Annotated in this window: 17 protein-coding genes; 7 read left to right on the top strand and 10 right to left on the bottom strand. The window is 68.3% G+C overall.

The genetic code is table 11. The features are described 5' to 3' along the window. Positions 1 to 35: 35 nt before the first annotated feature. The 6 genes from groL to V7Q42_RS16655 form a co-directional block, all read right to left on the bottom strand. Complete coding sequence (gene groL / locus V7Q42_RS16680; protein ID WP_333825235.1) at positions 36 to 1679, bottom strand: chaperonin GroEL; 1644 nt, start codon at positions 1677 to 1679, stop codon at positions 36 to 38. Position 1680: 1 nt separating this feature from the next. Beyond that, on the bottom strand, positions 1681 to 1839 hold the full coding sequence (locus V7Q42_RS16675; protein ID WP_333825234.1) for a hypothetical protein: 159 nt from the start codon (positions 1837 to 1839) through the stop codon (positions 1681 to 1683). Between the two features lie 25 nt (positions 1840 to 1864). Then, a complete protein-coding gene (groES, locus tag V7Q42_RS16670; protein ID WP_333825233.1) occupies positions 1865 to 2158 on the bottom strand; it encodes a co-chaperone GroES in 294 nt (97 codons plus the stop codon). Between the two features lie 299 nt (positions 2159 to 2457). Next, the gene (locus V7Q42_RS16665; RefSeq protein WP_333825232.1) at positions 2458 to 3045 is read right to left on the bottom strand and encodes a cupin domain-containing protein; all 588 of its coding nucleotides are present in this window, start codon (positions 3043 to 3045) and stop codon (positions 2458 to 2460) included. A 371-nt stretch (positions 3046 to 3416) separates the two neighbouring features. After that, positions 3417 to 5174 (bottom strand): glucan ABC transporter ATP-binding protein/ permease, encoded by a 1758-nt coding sequence (locus V7Q42_RS16660; RefSeq protein ID WP_333825231.1) that lies wholly within the window; start codon positions 5172 to 5174, stop codon positions 3417 to 3419. A gap of 175 nt (positions 5175 to 5349) precedes the next feature. After that, a complete protein-coding gene (locus V7Q42_RS16655; RefSeq protein ID WP_333825230.1) occupies positions 5350 to 5544 on the bottom strand; it encodes a heavy-metal-associated domain-containing protein in 195 nt (64 codons plus the stop codon). A gap of 271 nt (positions 5545 to 5815) precedes the next feature. On the opposite strand from V7Q42_RS16655, the gene V7Q42_RS16650 reads away from it, so the two are divergent. Beyond that, a complete protein-coding gene (locus V7Q42_RS16650) occupies positions 5816 to 7300 on the top strand; it encodes an EAL domain-containing protein (RefSeq protein WP_333825229.1) in 1485 nt (494 codons plus the stop codon). Between the two features lie 203 nt (positions 7301 to 7503). Here V7Q42_RS16650 and V7Q42_RS16645 read toward each other — a convergent pair whose 3' ends face one another. Beyond that, the gene (locus V7Q42_RS16645; protein WP_333825228.1) at positions 7504 to 8172 is read right to left on the bottom strand and encodes a protein phosphatase CheZ; all 669 of its coding nucleotides are present in this window, start codon (positions 8170 to 8172) and stop codon (positions 7504 to 7506) included. A 76-nt stretch (positions 8173 to 8248) separates the two neighbouring features. Beyond that, on the bottom strand, positions 8249 to 8632 hold the full coding sequence (locus V7Q42_RS16640) for a response regulator (protein WP_333825227.1): 384 nt from the start codon (positions 8630 to 8632) through the stop codon (positions 8249 to 8251). A gap of 313 nt (positions 8633 to 8945) precedes the next feature. Between V7Q42_RS16640 and V7Q42_RS16635 the strand changes: the two genes are divergently transcribed. The 3 genes from V7Q42_RS16635 to V7Q42_RS16625 all read left to right on the top strand — a co-directional run bounded on the left by V7Q42_RS16635 (position 8946) and on the right by V7Q42_RS16625 (position 11602). Then, positions 8946 to 9398: a MaoC family dehydratase gene (locus V7Q42_RS16635; RefSeq protein ID WP_333825226.1), complete on the top strand. Its 453-nt coding sequence runs from the start codon at positions 8946 to 8948 to the stop codon at positions 9396 to 9398. A 258-nt stretch (positions 9399 to 9656) separates the two neighbouring features. Then, complete coding sequence (locus tag V7Q42_RS16630) at positions 9657 to 10664, top strand: bifunctional riboflavin kinase/FAD synthetase (protein WP_333825225.1); 1008 nt, start codon at positions 9657 to 9659, stop codon at positions 10662 to 10664. Next, a complete protein-coding gene (locus V7Q42_RS16625) occupies positions 10661 to 11602 on the top strand; it encodes a DMT family transporter (protein WP_333825224.1) in 942 nt (313 codons plus the stop codon). The genes V7Q42_RS16630 and V7Q42_RS16625 overlap by 4 nt, the downstream gene beginning before the upstream one ends. Before the next feature lie 22 nt (positions 11603 to 11624). On the opposite strand, the gene mgrA is transcribed toward V7Q42_RS16625, so the two are convergent. Beyond that, entirely contained in the window at positions 11625 to 12668 is a 1044-nt protein-coding gene (mgrA, locus tag V7Q42_RS16620; protein ID WP_333825223.1) for an L-glyceraldehyde 3-phosphate reductase, read from the bottom strand. Positions 12669 to 12852: 184 nt separating this feature from the next. Beyond that, entirely contained in the window at positions 12853 to 13146 is a 294-nt protein-coding gene (locus V7Q42_RS16615) for a hypothetical protein (protein ID WP_333825222.1), read from the bottom strand. A gap of 376 nt (positions 13147 to 13522) precedes the next feature. On the opposite strand from V7Q42_RS16615, the gene ileS reads away from it, so the two are divergent. The 3 genes from ileS (at position 13523) to V7Q42_RS16600 (ending at position 17834) form a co-directional block, all read left to right on the top strand. Next, positions 13523 to 16591 (top strand): isoleucine--tRNA ligase, encoded by a 3069-nt coding sequence (gene ileS, locus V7Q42_RS16610; protein ID WP_333825221.1) that lies wholly within the window; start codon positions 13523 to 13525, stop codon positions 16589 to 16591. Beyond that, positions 16588 to 17097, top strand: a complete 510-nt coding sequence (gene lspA / locus V7Q42_RS16605) for a signal peptidase II (protein ID WP_333825220.1) — start codon at positions 16588 to 16590, stop codon at positions 17095 to 17097. Before ileS ends, lspA begins: the two co-directional genes overlap by 4 nt. A gap of 104 nt (positions 17098 to 17201) precedes the next feature. After that, a complete protein-coding gene (locus V7Q42_RS16600; RefSeq protein WP_333825219.1) occupies positions 17202 to 17834 on the top strand; it encodes a hypothetical protein in 633 nt (210 codons plus the stop codon). The last annotated feature ends 57 nt before the right edge of the window (positions 17835 to 17891 follow it).

The raw sequence follows: 17891 nt of genomic DNA, 5'->3' as shown, positions 1-17891 counted from the left end.
CCCATGGGCGGCTCTCATGGACTTCCGATCTTCGATCAGAAGTCCATGCCGCCCATGCCGCCCATGCCGCCGCCCGGCATCGCCGGAGCGGCTTCCTTGCGCGGCTTCTCGGCGATCATCGCCTCGGTGGTGATCAAGAGGCCGGCGACCGAAGCGGCGTCCTGGAGGGCCGTGCGGACGACCTTGGTCGGGTCGATGATGCCGGCCGACACCATGTTGACGAACTTCTCGGTCTGGGCGTCGAAGCCGATCTCGGCGTCCGAACCCTCGACGAGCTTGCCGACGACGATCGAACCCTCGACACCGGCGTTCTCGGCGATCTGACGGATCGGGGCCTCGAGCGCCTTCAGCACGATGTGGATGCCGGCCTGGACGTCGGCGACGTCGGAGGTGAGGCTCTCGACCGCCTTCTTGGCGCGCAGCAGCGCCACGCCACCGCCGGGGACGATGCCCTCCTCCACCGCGGCGCGGGTGGCGGCGAGCGCGTCGTCGACGCGATCCTTCTTCTCCTTGACCTCGATCTCGGTGGCGCCACCGACGCGGATGACCGCGACGCCGCCGGCGAGCTTGGCCAGACGCTCCTGGAGCTTCTCACGATCGTAGTCGGAGGTGGTCTCCTCGATCTGCGCCTTGATCTGGGCGACGCGCGCCTCGATCTCCGGCTTGGCGCCGGCGCCGTCGACGATCGTGGTGTTCTCCTTGGCGATCGTCACCTTCTTGGCGCGGCCGAGCATCTCCAGACCGACGTTCTCGAGCTTGATGCCGAGGTCCTCGGAGATCACCTGGCCGTTGGTCAGGATGGCGATGTCCTCGAGCATGGCCTTGCGGCGATCACCGAAGCCCGGCGCCTTGACGGCAGCGATCTTCAGGCCGCCACGCAGCTTGTTGACGACCAGGGTCGCCAGAGCCTCGCCCTCGACGTCCTCGGCGATGATGACCAGCGGCTTGGAGGTCTGCACGACCGCCTCGAGCACCGGCAGCATGGCCTGGAGGTTGGAGAGCTTCTTCTCGTGGACGAGGATGTAGGGATCCTCGAGGTCGGCGATCATCTTGTCGGCGTTGGTGATGAAGTAGGGCGACAGGTAGCCGCGGTCGAATTGCATACCCTCGACGACGTCGAGCTCGGTCTCGGCGGTCTTGGCCTCCTCGACGGTGATGACACCCTCGTTGCCGACCTTCTGCATCGCCTCGGCGATCATCTCGCCGATGGCCTTCTCGCCGTTCGCGGAGATGGTGCCGACCTGAGCGACTTCGCCCGAGGTCTTGATCTTCTTGGAGCGGCCCTCGAGATCCTTGACGGCAGCGGCGGCGGCGAGATCGATGCCGCGCTTGAGGTCCATCGGGTTCATGCCGGCGGCCACGGCCTTGGCGCCCTCGCGGACGATCGCCTGGGCGAGCACGGTCGCGGTGGTGGTGCCGTCACCGGCGAGGTCGGCGGTCTTCGAGGCCACTTCGCGCACCATCTGGGCGCCCATGTTCTCGAACTTGTCCTCGAGCTCGATCTCCTTGGCGACGGTGACGCCGTCCTTGGTGATGCGCGGGGCGCCGAACGACTTGTCGATGACGACGTTGCGGCCCTTGGGGCCGAGCGTCACCTTGACGGCGTTGGCGAGGATGTCGACGCCGCGCAGCATGCGCTCGCGGGCATCGGCGGAGAACTTCACGTCCTTGGCAGCCATTTCAATCTTCTCCTCGGTCGTCGCGGCGGCTCGAGCGTTCCTTCGCGGCCATGCGACGGGCAATACGATGAAGCAGGTAGGCGACGGCGAAGCCGGCGATCAGAACCAGTGCGATCTGCCACTCCTGGGTGACGATCGGGTTTCCTGGGGTGCCGGGCATGTCCGTCGCCTCGGGTTCGGTCGGCTCAGCCGACGATGCCCATGATGTCGCTCTCCTTCATGATCAGGAGATCCTTGCCGTCGATCTTCACCTCGGTGCCGGACCACTTGCCGAAGAGCACGCGGTCGCCGACCTTGACGTCGAGCGGAACGAGCTTGCCGGCATCGTCACGGGCGCCCGGGCCGACGGCCAGGACCTTGCCCTCCTGGGGCTTTTCCTTGGCGGTGTCGGGGATGATGATGCCGCCGGCGGTCTTCTGCTCGGCTTCGATGCGCTCGACGACGACGCGGTCGTGCAGCGGACGGAAGGAAGTGGCCATGGGAGAATTTCCTCTCGTGGGCGGGTTGAAGCGGCCCCCTCGCCCCTCCCGCCTCCCTCGTCGGGAGCGGACGGGCGCGCGAGCGCCGGGAAATCGTGCCTGCTGGCACTCATCCGAGACGAGTGCCAGAGGACTGTCGCCGAGATAGGGACGCGCGTCGGCGCTGTCAAGGCGAACGCATCGACGAAGGTCGGAAAGGGTGAAGGCGCGACGGCTCCGGCGACGACGCGGGAGCGCGATGCGGCCCCGCCCGCCGGATCGCTCCGGCGGGCGGGGTCGTGGCGCGTCGCGCCGGGCGCTCAGACGAAGTCGAGGACGAGGTCGAGGCCGATCCACAGGCCGAGCGCGGCAGCGGCGCCGAAACGCAGGCGCGCCGCCGCCGAGACGGGGGCGAACCAATCAGAGGCGCCGGCCTTGGCCGCGGCGAGGCCGTACTTGGCGCGGCGGGCGAGCGCCACGGCGCGGGCGAGCGGGCCGGGATAGGCGCGGCGGCAGACGGCGAGTTTGCGGACATAGCCCTCGACCTTCCACACCGCCGTGGACCCGGCCGGGAAGAAGGCGACTGAGCCTGCGGTCAGCCGGTGCACCTCGCCGGTGGGCAGGGTCACGGTGACGGCGCCTTCGAGGATGTGGACGGTCTCGTCCCAGACGAAGGTCCAGTCGAAGGTGCCGTCGGTGCAGTCCCACAGCGTCGTCGAGCCGAGATCGTCGCGGCCGCGGGCGAGCGGCACGAAGCGGGCGAGTGGCCGGCCTTCGCGGACCCACGCCGGCGTGATCGGCGCGGGGCGCCAGTCGTCACGGTCCGAGGTGGTGGCGACGAAGGCGCCGGCGAGGACGTCATCGGCGGCGCCGAAGGGCGAGGACGAGGTGGAGGAAACCGAAGCCATGCGGGACCCGTTGCTCGAGATCGACGGAAGCCGCGTGGGCACACGCGGCCGAGGTCCGTCGTCACTAGCAGAGGGATGCGAAGATCCGGTTCGGAGGATCGTTAGAGTTTTAGCGATCGGCCGTCATCGGGGTCGGTGGCGGCAGATCGGGACTCGCAGAGGGCGAATTCGCCGCCACCCGCACCGCCGTCATCCCCGGCGAGCGAAGCGAGGGAAGGGGATCCATCCGCCTCGCAACTCCCTGAAAAAATCGATGGATCCCCTTCCCCTCCGCTTCGCTTCGGCCGGGGATGACGGATCTCGAGACCGTCGAGTGCGGGCGCCGCCGCCCGCCGTGAGACGATCGGCGACGTGAGACGTCCTTCCACCCCTCACCCCGGCGAGGCCGCCGCTTCTTCCTCTTCCTCGTCCTTCAACTCGCCCGCCGCGACCAGATCGGCGAAGCGGCCGCCCTCGGCGACCAGGGCGTCGAACTTGCCGACCTCGAGGATGCGGCCGGCCTCCATGTAGAGGATCTTGTCGGCGGAGCGGACGGTGGAGAGGCGGTGGGCGATGACGAAGGTGGTGCGGTCGCGCGCCAGCTTGTCGAGCGCCCGCTTGATCTTCAGCTCGGTCTCGTTGTCGAGCGCCGAGGTCGCCTCGTCGAGGATGAGGATGGGGGCGTTCTTCAGCACCGCACGGGCGATGGCGAGGCGCTGGCGCTCGCCGCCCGAAAGCCCGCGCCCGCGTTCGCCGGCGCGGGTGTCGTAGCCGCCGGATTTGTTCTCGATGAAGCCGTCGGCTTCGGCGAGAGCGGCGGCGTGGCGGATCTCGTCGTCGGTGGCGTCGGGCTTGCCGATGCGCAGGTTCTCGGCGATCGAGCGGTCGAACAGGCCGGGATCCTGGAAGACCACGCCGATCGAGCGGCGGATACTGTCGATCGTCACGTCGCGCAGGTCCTGGCCGTCGATGGTGACCCGGCCGGCGTCGGGGTCGCGGGCACGCTGCAAGAGCGCCAGCGCCGTCGACTTGCCCGAGCCGGTCGGGCCGACGATCGCCACCGTCTCGCCGGGCTCGGCGACGAAGGAGACGTCGAAGATGCCCGAGTTCGACTTCGGATACGTGAAGCTCACGGATTCGAAGACGACGCGGCCGCCTTCGACCTTCAGGGCCGGGGCGTTCGGCTTCTCCACCAGTGTCGAGGTCTGATCGAGCACGGCGAAGAACTGGCGCATACCGGCGGCGTCGAAGACGAGGCTCGACAGGAAGTGGGTGAGCTGGTCGAGCCGGCCGATCAGCATGGTGGCGAAGCCGACGTAGGAGACGATCTCGCCGACGGTGATCTCGCCTTTGGCGTGGAGCGAGGTGCCGAGAGCGAAGAGCGAGACGATGGTGATGGTCGCCGCCGCCTTGGTCAGGATCGAGGCGAGCGCCCACCAGTTCAGCACCGGGAACTGCGCCGCGATGAGATTGCCCATGATGCCCTGCAGCGCCCGCGCCTCCTCCTGCAGGCGGGTGAAGGACTGCACCACCGAGACGTTGCCGATGACGTCGACGACACGGCCGGAGAGCTCGGAGTGGTAGGTCTCGGCGCGTTCCTGGCCGAACCGGGTCTTTCTGACCACCACCACGGACAGCGAGGTGTAGATCACCATCAGGCCGAGGAGCAGCAGACCCATGCGCCAGTTCATCCAGATCGCCACCGGCACCAGGGTGAGGAGCATGACGATGCCGGTCAGGTGCTCGCGGAAGACCGAGAGCAGGAGCGAGAACAGGTGATCGGTGCCGCGCAGCATCACCGCGATGAGGCGGCCGGACTGTTCGTCGGAATGGAACGAGGCGGGCAGTTGGATGACGTGTTCGAAGAACGACTTCATCACCTCGAGCCGGCGGCGGTGGGCGAGGCGGTCGGCGTGGAGCGCGACGAAGATGCCGGCAGCGATGCCGACGAAGCCGAGGCCGGCCCACACCCCGACGATGCCCATCGCCGGGCGGTCGTTGGTCAGTGCGTCGACCACCTTGCCGAACAGGATCGGCTCGGCGAAACCGAGGAAGGCGAGGACGACGCCGGAGAAGGCGAGGCCGAGGGCGAGGCCCTTGTCCGGCCCGACGAGGCCGAGGGCGCGGAGATAGACGCGAAAGAAGCTCATCGGGGCGGAATCCGGCGGGTGTGGCGTCGCGTCATGCCACCCTTCGATGCCCGACGCAATCGCCTTTCATGGCCACCGCAAGGGTCGGCGCGACGGCAACGCCGCACGCCCCGTCCGGGTTCCGTCGCCGCATCGGAAACCGACGTTCGACCGACCGCCGCGACGGGTTTCGCGTTCAGCCCCTGACGTCGAAACCGGTCGCCTCGATGACGTCCTTGGCCGCCTCGAAACTCAACGCGCCGTCGACGTCGACCTTGCCGGTGGGCAGGTCGACGGCGACCTTCGCCGACGGATCGGCCTTCTTCAGCGCGCTCTCGACGCTGGCGACGCAGCCCATGCAGGTCATGCCTTCGACGTTCAGGGTGATCATCGCAAAGATCCTCTTCGACGGCCGGATCGGCGCGAACCGGCGCTCTTCCGGTGCATTTGGGGAAGCGCCCGAGGTGCGGTCAAGGCGGCGGAGCGGCGCGGCGATCACCTCTGCGCGATCGATACGGCCGGTCTTCGTGGAAAACCTCCGCCGTCCGCGTCGCCTCGGGCGGCGATCGCTTGGCCTCGACGGCGTGAATCAGGCATGGTGCGGCGATCCGCTTCGCGATCGGCCGACGGGCCGGTCGCGTGTGTCCTCACCGGTTCGTTCCATGCACCGCCTCGCCGATCTGTTCATCGCGATCTGCATCCCGATCGTCGCCGCGTCGGTCGGGGTGATCGCGCATTATCGCTTCGACGTCGCCATCGGCAGCGCCGTGGCGACCGCGGTGGTGGTGTTCTCGGTGCTGGTGTTGCTGCGTCTCGACGGGCTCAGGCGTCGCGGCCGACGCGACACCGAGGCGCGTTTCTCCACGCTGGCGCGCCGCATGACCGAGATCGAGGGCGACATCACCGCGATCGAGCGGCGTCTGGGGGCGGTCGAGGACGGTGGCGCCCGGCGTCATCGCGACGAGTTCGAACAGATCGTCGCCGAGGTCGAGGTGATCGGGACGCTCACCCGCCAGGTGATCGAGACGGTCGCCGACCTCGAGATCGCGGTGGCGGAGAGCCGGTCGCCGGCCTCGCGCGGCGGGGAGGCGGCCCCGAGCCGGCGGGGCGCGATCGAACCGCGACCGGAGGGCGTGTCGCCGCTGGTGCCGGATCGCTTCGCCCATCTCGGCGCCGACGGGTTCCTCGCCCTGGTCCGCGGGGCGATCGATGCGGAACGGATCGACCTGCACCTCCAGCCGATCGTCACCCTGCCGCAGCGCAAGGTGCGCTTCTACGAATGCCTGACGCGGCTGAGAAGCGACGACGGCGAGACGATCCACCCCTCCGACTATATCCCGATCGCGGAATCGCACGGCTACGTCACGGTGATCGACCAGCAGATCCTGATGAAGACGGTGCAGATCCTGCGCCGTCTGGCGACGCGCTCCAAGGAGGTGGGGATCTTCCTCAACCTGTCGCCGGCGAGCCTCGGCGACAGCGCCTTCTTCGAGGACTTCGTCCGCCAGCTCGAGTCCAATCGCGATCTGCGCGACATGCTGGTACTGGAGTTCCCGCACGCCTCGGTGCGCAACATGGGGCCGATCGAGACGGAAGGGCTCAGGCTGTTGCGGGGGCTCGGCTTCCGCTTCTCGATCGATCAGGTGTCGGATCTGAAGATCAGCTTCCAGAACCTCGCCGACCTCGGCTTCCGCTATGTGAAGATCACCACCGACCGACTGCTCGGCCGTTCCGGCGATCTCGGCACCGACATCCATGCGGCCGATCTCGCCGACTATTTCCAGCGCTTCGGCATGGAACTGATCGCCGACCATGTCGAACGCGAGGCGGACGTCGTCGACGTGCTCGATTTCGGCGTGCGCTACGGCCAGGGCTTCCTGTTCGCGCCGCCGCGGCCGGTGCGCGCCGACGTGCTCAAGGCTTCGCCGGAGGCGCGCGCCGCGGCGCCGACACCGGCGACCCAGGCCGCGGCGGCGCCCCCGCCCCCCCAGCCGAAATCGACGGCGGCCGAAGGGCGCGCCCAGGCGGCTCGTCCGGCGGCTCCACCGGCTCCCGTGCCCCGGCCGATGCCGAGACCACGTCCGGCCGCGGAGGCCGAGGCCCCGCGCCCCGGTATCCGCATCGTTCCGGGAACGGCGGCGCGTTGATACGGAATCCGGCAGATCGCGTTCCGCGATGCCGGATTCAACTCGTCGAAAAGCCCTTGCTCAGACGGGCTTTCGACGAGCGGAACGCGAAGTTCGGAGGGATTCGCCCGAATTTCGCGTGAGGCGCCTCGAATTCATCACAAAGCGACGAAGCCGCCCGAGAGGCTCGGGCGGCTTCGTCGTGTCGCGCATGGCGCTCGCGATCAATCGAAGAGCTTGTCGATGGCGTCCTGGTCGGACATGGCGAAGACGTCGTCGACGAAATCCTGGCTGACGCCCTCGCCCTTCATCTGCGGGCCGTGGAGAATGAGCTCGCGCTGGCGGCGTTCCTCCTCGGTCTCGTGGACGTGGAGGGGATCGGCCTCGCCGAACTTCAGGCGCTGGCTCAACTGGCCGAGACGCTCCTCGATCCAGCCGAGGGTGCGCACCACCTTGCGGATGCGCTGACCGGTGATGTCCTGGAAGGAACAGGCCTCGAAGACGACGATCATCTTGTCGTCGACCAGCGCCTTGTAGGCTTCCGGATCGGAGGCATCGGCGGCCATGATGGTCTCGGCCGCTTCCATGATGGCGACGGTCGCCGTCTCGGTCGCCTCGACCACGGCGTCGAGTTCGCGGCCGGCTTCCGGGATCCGCTCGAAGCGCATGTGATCGGGGCGCAGGCCGCCGATGTCGCGCCGGAGCGTGGCGATCTCGCCAACGATCATCTTGAATTCGTCGTGCAGCAGCGTATCGACGCGCGCCACCGTCTCGTCGAGGGTCGCCGCCATACGTTCGGCGAGGACCATCACGTCTTCCAGGGAGAGATCGCGTCTCTCGCGCCGGAGGAAATCGACGATGTGCGTCAGCTGCTCCGGGCTCGCCGGCGCCATGTTCTTCGTCCCCTGATGAGTTTCGAACCGGCGGGAATCCCCACTCGCCGCCGGCTCCCGGTCCTCGTGTCGCGGATCAGTCCGAGAAGACCGCCTCGATCTTGCCCTTCAGCGTCTGAGCGTTGAACGGCTTGACGATGTAGTTGTTGACGCCGGCCTTCTTGGCGGCGATGACGTTCTCGGTCTTGGACTCGGCCGTGACCATGATGAACGGGGTCTTGGAGAGACCGGTGTCGGCACGAACATGCTTGAGGAGCTCGTAGCCGGTCATCGGCTCCATGTTCCAATCGGAGATGACGAGGCCGTAGCGGCGCTCCTTCATCTTGCCGAGCGCTTCGGTGCCGTCCGACGCCTCGTCGACATCGTCGAAGCCGAGCTGCTTGAGGAGATTGCGGATGATGCGGATCATCGTCTTGTAGTCGTCGACCACGAGAACCGGCATCGTGAGATCCAGCGCCATGAGTTCGTACTCCGAAACGGGCCGCGACGTTCCCTGTCGAGTCGCTTCCTTGGTGTTCATTCCGGGGTCGGCTTGGGATCGTTCGCCGATCTCCGCCTCTCCCCGAGCCCATGGGACAATCTACCGCGGAGAATCCAACATTCGGTTAATGGCGCAAATCTCGTCAAAGAGTCATCGAATTGGAGTCGTCGTGGTTACTCCACGATTCATACTTTCGCCCGGGTCCGTATTGAGGCGCTCTGGTCTCGCGCGAAGGCTCGTGTAAAATACTCCCCAACGTCGAGACGAACGTTTTCGTCTGGTGAGGTCGTACATGTCCGTACCGGTACTGAAGTCCTACTTCTTCGAAGATCTTTCCGTCGGCATGAAAGAGAGCCTGACGCGAACGGTCGAGGATTCCGACGTGATCGGATTCGCGCAGCTGTCGGGGGACGACAATCCCATCCATCTGTGCGACGTCTACGCGTCGAAGACCCGTTTCGGCCAGCGCATCGCCCACGGCCTCTACACCGCCTCTCTGATCTCGGCGATCCTCGGCACCCGTCTGCCGGGCCCGGGCGCCGTCTATCTGTCGCAGACGCTCCACTTCAGGGCGCCGGTGAAGATCGGCGAGACCGTCGTGGTCAGCGTCGAGGTGATCGAACTGGCGGAAAAGGGGCGGCGCTGCACGCTGCACTGCGAGGCGCATGTCGGCGACACCGTGGTGCTCGACGGTCAGGCGATCGTCATGGTCCCGCCACGGCCGAAGGAAGAGGCCGCCGCCTGATCGTCCGGGACCGGCCGCGACCTCGCTCCGGCGGGGTCCCGGCACCGACCCCCGAGCGTCGGCCGCGAGCCGGTGATCCCGAGCCGCCGATCCCGAAACGCCGATCCCGAAACGCCGATCCCGCGACCGCATGGGCAGAGGAGAGCTGCGCCGGGCGGACTTGACCGTCCGGCATCGGCTCGGGCAGGGTCGCGGCTCGTTTCGCGCGCCGCCTGCGGTGCCGCGCCCCCTCGTCCGACGACCCCGCGAACCCGCCCCATGTCCGATCCGACGTCGCCGCGCTCTCAGCCGTTCCGGTCGATCGCCTTCGGCGAAGGCCTGCCGGCGACGTTGCGCGGCGCTCATGTGGCGATCGGCAACTTCGACGGCATGCATCGCGGCCATCAGGCGGTGCTCGCGGCGACGCTCGATCGGGCCCGCGCGGCGGGGCGGCCGGCGCTGGCGCTGACCTTCGAGCCGCATCCGCGCTCCTTCTTCGCCCCCGACAAGCCGGTATTCCGGCTGACCCCGCCGGCCGCCAAGGCGCGGCTCGCCTCCGCTCTCGGTCTCGACGGGCTGGTGGTCGCGCCGTTCGACGGTGAGCTGGCGGCGCTGTCGGCCGATGACTTCGTCGCGCGCGTGCTGGTCGACGGGCTCGGTCTCGCCAATGCCACGGTCGGCTGGGACTTCCACTTCGGCAAGGGGCGTTCGGGCTCCCCGGCCTTCCTGTCGGTGGCGGGTGTGCGCCACGGCTTCGGCGTCGACGTGGTCGAGCCGCACACCGCCGAGGACGGGGCGCTGGTCTCGTCGAGCCGCATCCGCACGGCGCTGGAGGCGGGCGATCTGGCCGAGGCGGCCGGGCTCCTCGGCTATCGCTGGTTCGTCGAGGGCGCGATCGTCGGCGGCGACCGGCGCGGCCGCGATCTCGGCTTCCCGACCGCCAACATGCGGCTGGCCGGCGACTGCCGCCTGAAACACGGGGTCTATGCGGTGATCTTCACCGTCGACGGGGTGCCCCATCTCGGCGCCGCCAATTGGGGCCGGCGGCCGCAGTTCGACCACGGCGCGCCGGTGCTCGAGACCCATGTCCTCGACTTCGCCGGCGATCTCTACGGCAAGACCGCCGACGTCACCTTCGTCTCCTATCTGCGTCCCGAGGCGAAGTTCGCCTCGCTCGACGGATTGATCGACCAGATGAAGGTCGACTGCGGAGAGGCGCGAGCGCTGCTCTCGGCGATCGGGCCGGGGTCGGCCCTCGACAGGGCGCTCGCCGAGCTCCGGCCATGACCGAGATCCCGTTCGATCCGAAAGCGCGCTCCCAGACCATCGTCCGCGGCATCGGCATCATGACCGTCGCCATGCTGATCGTGCCGTCGATGGACGCGCTGGCGAAGCTCCTGACCGCCGAGATGTCGGGACTCGAGGTCGCCTTCGGGCGCTTCGTCGGCCAGCTCCTGGCGGCGGTGGTGGTCGGCGTCGCCCTCGGCGAAGGCCGTCGGCTGATCCCGCCGCGGCTCGGCGGCCACGTGGTGCGATCGCTGCTCCTCGCCGCCACCTCGATGATGTTCTTCACGGCGCTGGCGACGATGCCGCTCACCGATGCGCTCGCCATCGCCTTCGCCGAACCGATGATCCTGACCGCGGTGTCGCCGATCCTGCTCGGCGAGACGGTCGGCCCGCGGCGCTGGGCGGCCTGTGCGGTCGGGTTCCTCGGCACGTTGATGATCATCCGCCCGAGCTTCGAACAGTTCGGCGCCACGGCGCTGTTGCCGCTCGGCTCGGCCTGCACCTTCGCCGGCTATCACGTGATGACGCGGCGGCTCGCCGGAGCGGGCAGTCTGGTGGCGGTACAGTTCGTCACCGGGGCGGTCGGCACGGTGGCGCTCGGCGTCGTCCTCGCCGTAGCGGCGGCGACCGGGCTCCTGGCGCAGCCGGTGGTGATGCCCACCGGCCTCTCCTGGGTGTGGTTCCTCGGCATCGGCGCGCTGTCGTTCCTCACTCACGGGATGATCGTACGCGCCTTCGAACTGGCGCCGGCGGCGGTGCTGGCACCCTTCGGCTATCTCGAGATCGTCTCGGCGACGATCCTCGGCTTCCTGATGTTCGGCGACTTCCCGGAAGGCCCGACCTGGGTCGGCATCGCCGTCATCGTCGCCTCCGGCCTCTACATCGTCCATCGCGAGCGGCTGCACGGCCGCTCGCGCGAGGTACCGCCGCTCGAGTGAGCGGCGGTCCGGCGTCGCTCCGTCACACCGCCTGATCGGTCGAAGGCTTCTCCCAGAGATCGATGCCCGCCTCGACGGCATGGACGTCGATCTCGGCGAGTTCCTCGGCCGAAAACGCGAGGTTCTCGAGTGCGGCGACGTTCTCCTCGACCTGGCGGACGGAACTGGCGCCGATCAGCGCCGAGGTGACGCGCGGATCGCGCAGCACCCAGGCGATCGCCATCTGGGCGAGGCTCTGACCGCGCCGCTCGGCGATCTTCGCCAGCGCACGGACGCGGACGAGGTTGGCTTCGGAGAGATGGGCGGGGCGCAACGATCCGCCGCCGGGCTTGTTGACCCGGGCATCGGCCGGGACGCCGGCGAGATACTTGTTCGTCAGCAGCCCCTGAGCCAGCGGTGTGAAGGCGATGATGCCGGCGCCGACGTCTTCGGTCGCGTCGAGCAGGCCGTGTTCGATCCAGCGATTGAACATGTTGTAGGAGGGCTGGTGGATGAGCAGCGGCGTGCCGCGCTCGGCGAGCAGTTTCGCCATCTCGCGGGTCTTCGCCGCCGAATAGGAGGAGATGCCGACGTAGAGCGCCTTGCCCTGCCGGACGATGTCGGCGAGTGCCGAGGCCGTCTCCTCGAGCGGCGTGGTGGCGTCGAAACGGTGCGAATAGAAGATGTCGACGTAGTCGAGCCCCATGCGCTTCAGGCTCTGGTCGCAGCTCGCCATCACGTATTTACGGCTGCCGCCGCCGCGGCCGTAAGGGCCGGGCCACATGTCCCAGCCGGCCTTGGAGGAGATGATCAACTCGTCGCGATGGGCGGCGAAGTCCTCCTTCAGCAGACGGCCGAAGTTGATCTCGGCGGCGCCGTAGGGCGGGCCGTAGTTGTTGGCGAGGTCGAAGTGGGTGATGCCGAGATCGAAGGCGCGGCGCAGGATGGCGCGCTGGGTCGAGATCGGGTCGGCATCGCCGAAATTGTGCCAGAGGCCGAGCGACAGGGCCGGCAGATCGAGGCCCGACCGGCCGCAACGGCGGAAGGTGGCGCGCTCGTAGCGATCGGCGGCGGGGACATGGGTCATGGTGGAGTTCCTCCGGTACGCGGCGGAGCGATCAGACGACCGCGGCGGGCACCACGCAAGTCGTCTTTCCCTCGGTTCCGGCATGGGTGCTCCGCGCCGGACGCTCGCTCACCCGACGGGCTTCGTTCCGCGGCGGCGGCCGGATCCGGCGCAGGACCGACACGGCCGGCTCGGGGGCGCGGGGTCAGCCGTTGCGGGCGCGCTCGCCGCGAGCGTCGATGGCGAAGACCGCCTCTTCGAAGCCGTCGACCAGCGCATCGACGTCGCGGCGCAGTTCGATGAGCGTGGCGCGGCCGGCCTCGCCGGCGGCAACGGCCTCCTCCATCCGCTCTTCGAGAGCCGCCCGCTTGGCGCGAATGTCGGCGAAGGCGGCGGCGTGGACGTCGGAGAATTCGCCGCGCTCGCGCAGGTCGGTGATGCGAGCCTCGATACGGCCGGCGAGATCGGCCAGCCTCTCGGTGAGTTCGGGTGTCGTCACGGTCTGATCCTCCATCCTGCGACGGTTCCGGATCGAGCCCCTCACGACCACATGTCGTGCCTCGGACGGCGGATCGCAAGATGGCGGTTTCGACGCAAGGCGACGTCGCCCGCCCCTTCCGGTTCTCGGCGTCTCCTGTTAGAAACGCGCCCATGAAATCTCGGTGGACCGATCGGGCGAGCCTCTTCGCCCCGCGCGCTTCGGCGACGCGAATTATCGGCCCGGCTCCGAGCGGGCGCGCCTGAGGGCCGCACGCCGGATCCGGGAACCCTCGCGCTCGCCCGTGGGACACGCTCCCGCCGGGTTCGAGCGAACCGAGCGAGCGGCGGCCGCCGAGCCGCCCGCCTTCCGAATTCTTCCGACGTTGGATACCGAGATGACCGCCGCACCCGTCGACTATTCCAAGACGCTCTTTCTGCCCAAGACCGATTTCCCGATGCGCGCCGGCCTGCCGCAGCGCGAGCCGGAGATCCTGGCCAAGTGGGAGAAGGACGACCTCTACCGTGCCCAGCGGGCGAAGGCCGCCGGTCGGCCGAAGTTCGTGCTGCACGACGGCCCTCCCTACGCCAACGGCCACCTGCACATCGGCCACGCGCTGAACAAGATCCTGAAAGACGTCATCACCCGCCAGAAGCAGATGGAAGGGTTCGACTCGAACTACGTTCCGGGCTGGGACTGCCACGGCCTGCCGATCGAGTGGAAGATCGAGGAGAAGTATCGCGCCGCGGGCAAGAACAAGGACGAGGTGCCGATCAACGAGTTCCGCGCCGAGTGCCGCGCCTTCGCCGAGCACTGGGTCAAGGTGCAGTCGGCCGAATTCGAGCGCCTCGGCGTCGTCGGCGACTTCCGTGATCCGTATCTCACCATGAGCTACGACGCGGAGGCGGTGATCGCCAACGAGATCCAGAAGTTCGCCACCTCGGGCCAGCTCTATCGCGGCTCCAAGCCGGTGATGTGGTCGGTGGTCGAGAAGACGGCGCTGGCCGAGGCCGAGGTCGAGTATCAGGACCACACGTCCGACACGATCTTCGTGAAGTTCCCGGTGACCTCGGACGGGGAACTCGCCGACGCGTCGGTGGTCATCTGGACGACGACGCCGTGGACCATCCCGGGCAACCGCGCCGTCTCCTATTCGAACCGCATCGCCTATGGCCTCTACCGCGTCAACGCCGCGCCGGAGGGCAACTGGGCGAAGGAGGGCGACCTCCTGATCCTCGCCGACAAGCTCGCCGAGGAGGTGATGAAGGCCGCCAAGGTCGAGAACTTCCAGAAGGTCCGCACCGTCTCGGCGGCAGACCTCGGCGCGCTGTCGCTCGCCCATCCGCTGAATCCGATCGCGCCTGTGACAATTGGAGCCGGAGCTGGATTCGGTGGGGGAATGACTGAATGGATCGACAAATTTGGCGGGCTGTACTCCAGCTTGAGGAATAAGATTGTCGAGCGTGAAGACGGCTCTGGCTACGCTGCATCTTATGATTTTAATCCACCTTATTCGTTCCCCGTGCCGCTGCTCGACGGCGACCACGTCACCGACGACTCGGGTACCGGCTTCGTCCACACCGCGCCGGGCCACGGCCGCGAGGACTTCGAGATCTGGATGGCCAACGGCCGCTTCCTCGAGGCGCGCGGCATCGACACCGAGATCCCCTTCACCGTCGACGACGCCGGCGTCCTCACCGAAGACGCGCCGGGGCTGACCGGCAGCGTCGTCATCACCGCCGATGGCGACAAGGGTGACGCCAACGCCAATGTCATCCGGGCGCTGATCGAGGCGAACGCGCTCCTGGCGCGCGGCCGGCTCAAGCACCAGTACCCGCACTCCTGGCGTTCGAAGAAGCCGGTGATCTTCCGCAACACACCGCAGTGGTTCATCCACATGGACCGCGACATCGAGGGCCAGGGCGACACGCTGCGCGCCCGGGCGCTGCGCGCGATCGGCGAGACCACCTTCTATCCGGCCGCGGGTCAGAACCGCTTGACCGGCATGATCGCCAACCGCCCGGACTGGGTGGTGTCGCGCCAGCGCGCCTGGGGCGTGCCGATCGCCGTGTTCCGCAACGCCCGCACCCACGATCTGGCGCCGGGACCGCATTTCGCCGCCAACGACGAGTTGATGAAGCGCGTCCACGACGCCTTCGTCGCGCACGGCGCCGACGCCTGGTACGAGGCGGGCGCCAAGGAGCGCTTCCTCGGCGGCCTCGTCGACGACATCGCCGAGTGGGAGCAGGTCACCGACATCCTCGACGTCTGGTTCGACTCGGGTTCGACCCACGCCTTCTGCCTGAGGAAGCGCCCCGATCTGAAGTGGCCTGCGGACATGTATCTCGAGGGCTCGGACCAGCATCGCGGCTGGTTTCATTCGTCGCTGCTCGAGAGCTGCGGCACCAACGGGCGCGCGCCCTACGACTCGGTGCTCACCCACGGCTTCGTCATGGCCGAGGACGGCCGCAAGATGTCGAAGTCGCTCGGCAACATCGTCAGCCCGCAGGACGTCATCGCCCAGTCGGGCGCCGACATCCTGCGCCTGTGGGTGATGACCTCCGACTACGCCGACGATCTGCGCATCGGCAACGAGATCCTCAAGACCAACGTCGAGGCCTATCGCAAGCTGCGCAACACCGTCCGCTGGATGCTCGGCACGCTCGCCCATCACGACGCGGCGCTCGATCCGGCGCTCGCGGAGATGCCGGAACTCGAGCGGCTGATGCTGCATCGCCTCGCCGAGATCGGCGAGACGGTGAAGGCCGGCTACGCCGAGTACGACTTCAAGCGCGTCGTCGGCGCGATCATGAACTTCATGGTCGTCGATCTCTCGGCCTTCTACTTCGACGTCCGCAAGGATGCGCTCTACTGCGAGCCGCATTCCTCGGTGAAGCGCCGGGCGGCGCTCGCCGTGGTGGCACAGCTCTTCGACGCGCTGGCCAAGTGGCTGGCGCCGATGCTGCCCTTCACCATGGAGGAGGCCTGGGGCCACGCCCATCCGGGCGCCGGCTCGATCCATCTCGAGCTCTTCCCCGAGCTGCCGGGGGCGTGGAAGGACGAGGCGCTGGTGGCGAAGTGGGCCAAGGTGCGCGACGTCCGCCGGGTCGTCACCGGCGCGCTGGAGCTCGAACGCGCCGCCAAGCGCATCGGATCGAGCCTCGAAGCCGCGCCGATCGTCCACATCGCCGACGTCGGCCTCGTCGAAGCGCTCGACGGCGTCGATCTCGCCGAAGTGGCGATCACCTCCGGCATCGTGGTGACGGGCGAGGAGGCGCCGGAAGACGCGTTCCGCCTCTACGACGTCGCCGGCGTCGCGGTGGTGCCGAAGAAGGCGGAAGGTCCGAAGTGCGCCCGCTCGTGGCGGATCGTGGCGGACGTCGGCTCGGATCCCGAATTCCCCGACGTCTCGGCGCGCGATGCGCAGGCGCTGCGGGAATGGAAGGCGCGGGGCGCGACCGCATGAACGGGCTCTCGCCCTTCCGGCTCGGCCTGATCGTCACGGTCCTCGGACTGGTTCTCGATCAGGCGAGCAAACTGTGGCTGCTCCTCGGGGTCCGGCTCGCCGAGACCGGGCCGATTCCGCTCGCGCCCTTCGCCGAACTTCGGCTGATCTGGAACTACGGCATCTCCTACGGCTTCTTCCAGGCCGAGAGCGACGTCGGCCGCTGGGCGCTCTTCGCCTTCTCGATCGTCGCCTCGGTGGCGCTGACGGTGTGGATGGCGAAGGCCGAGAGCCGGCTCCTCGCCGTCTCGCTCGGCCTCGTCGTCGGCGGGGCGATCGGCAACGCCATCGACCGGGCATGGTGGGGCGCGGTGATCGATTTCGCCCATCTGTTCCTGCCCGACCGGTCGCGCTCGTGGTACGTGTTCAACCTCGCCGACGTCTGGATCGTTGTCGGTGTGGCCGGGCTCCTGTATGACTCCCTCGTCTCCGGTCCCAAGGATGCCACAAAGTCCGGGTCTTCCTGAGACGCGTACGGTGGCCGGACCCGGTTCGGCCGCCGAATATCTGTTCGTATCGTGAGCGCCGGTCGACGACGACCTCCTCCGAACCGGCCGGGAGATCCACCTCCGTGACGACGAAGTTCTCCAAGACGGCGCCGAGCGCCACCGCGGTCCTGCTCCTCGCCGCCCTTCTTTCCGGCTGCGCCAGTTCGACCGATGGTTTCGTCGAGGAGGGCTCCGACACCGGCGCCGCCGACACCAACGCCATCAAGGCGGTGATGACCGGCCTCGGCGCCATCGACCCGCACGAGAAACCGATCGAATTCCGGCCGCGGGCGCCGCTGGTGGTGCCGCCGAAGCGCGACCTGCGCGCGCCCGTCGACCCGGACGCGGCGACCCCGTCGAGCTTCCCGCGCAATCCGGAGGACGTCGCCGAGGAGAACCGCAAGGCGGCGCTGGAGAAGGACGTCGATCCGTCGAAGAGCGGCCGGGTGATGACGCCGGACGAGTTGTCGCGCTACGCCATCCCCGGTGCCGGCCAGCGGCGCATCTACGACGACAATCCGGGCCGTCGCCTGTCGCCGGAGCAGATGGCCGGTCAGGCGCAGGTCAACGCCGAGGCGATCAAGCGGGCGGAGAACCCGAGCGGCCGACGCACGTTGATCGAGCCGCCGGACGCCTACCGCAAGCCCTCGCCCAACGCGCCGGTCGCCGCTCCGGAGGAGAAATCCTCGTGGAAGCCGAGCTGGTGGCCGCTCTGAGCGCGACACGCCGTCACGCAGCCTCTTGGCGGCGGACGGAATTTCGCCATATCCATC

This window comes from Pinisolibacter sp. (assembly GCF_036782435.1).
In the GTDB taxonomy this organism is placed as follows: Bacteria; Pseudomonadota; Alphaproteobacteria; order Rhizobiales; family Ancalomicrobiaceae; genus CALBKH01.
Note: the sequence above shows the minus strand (reverse complement) of the source record. Positions and strands in the feature narration are given on the sequence as shown.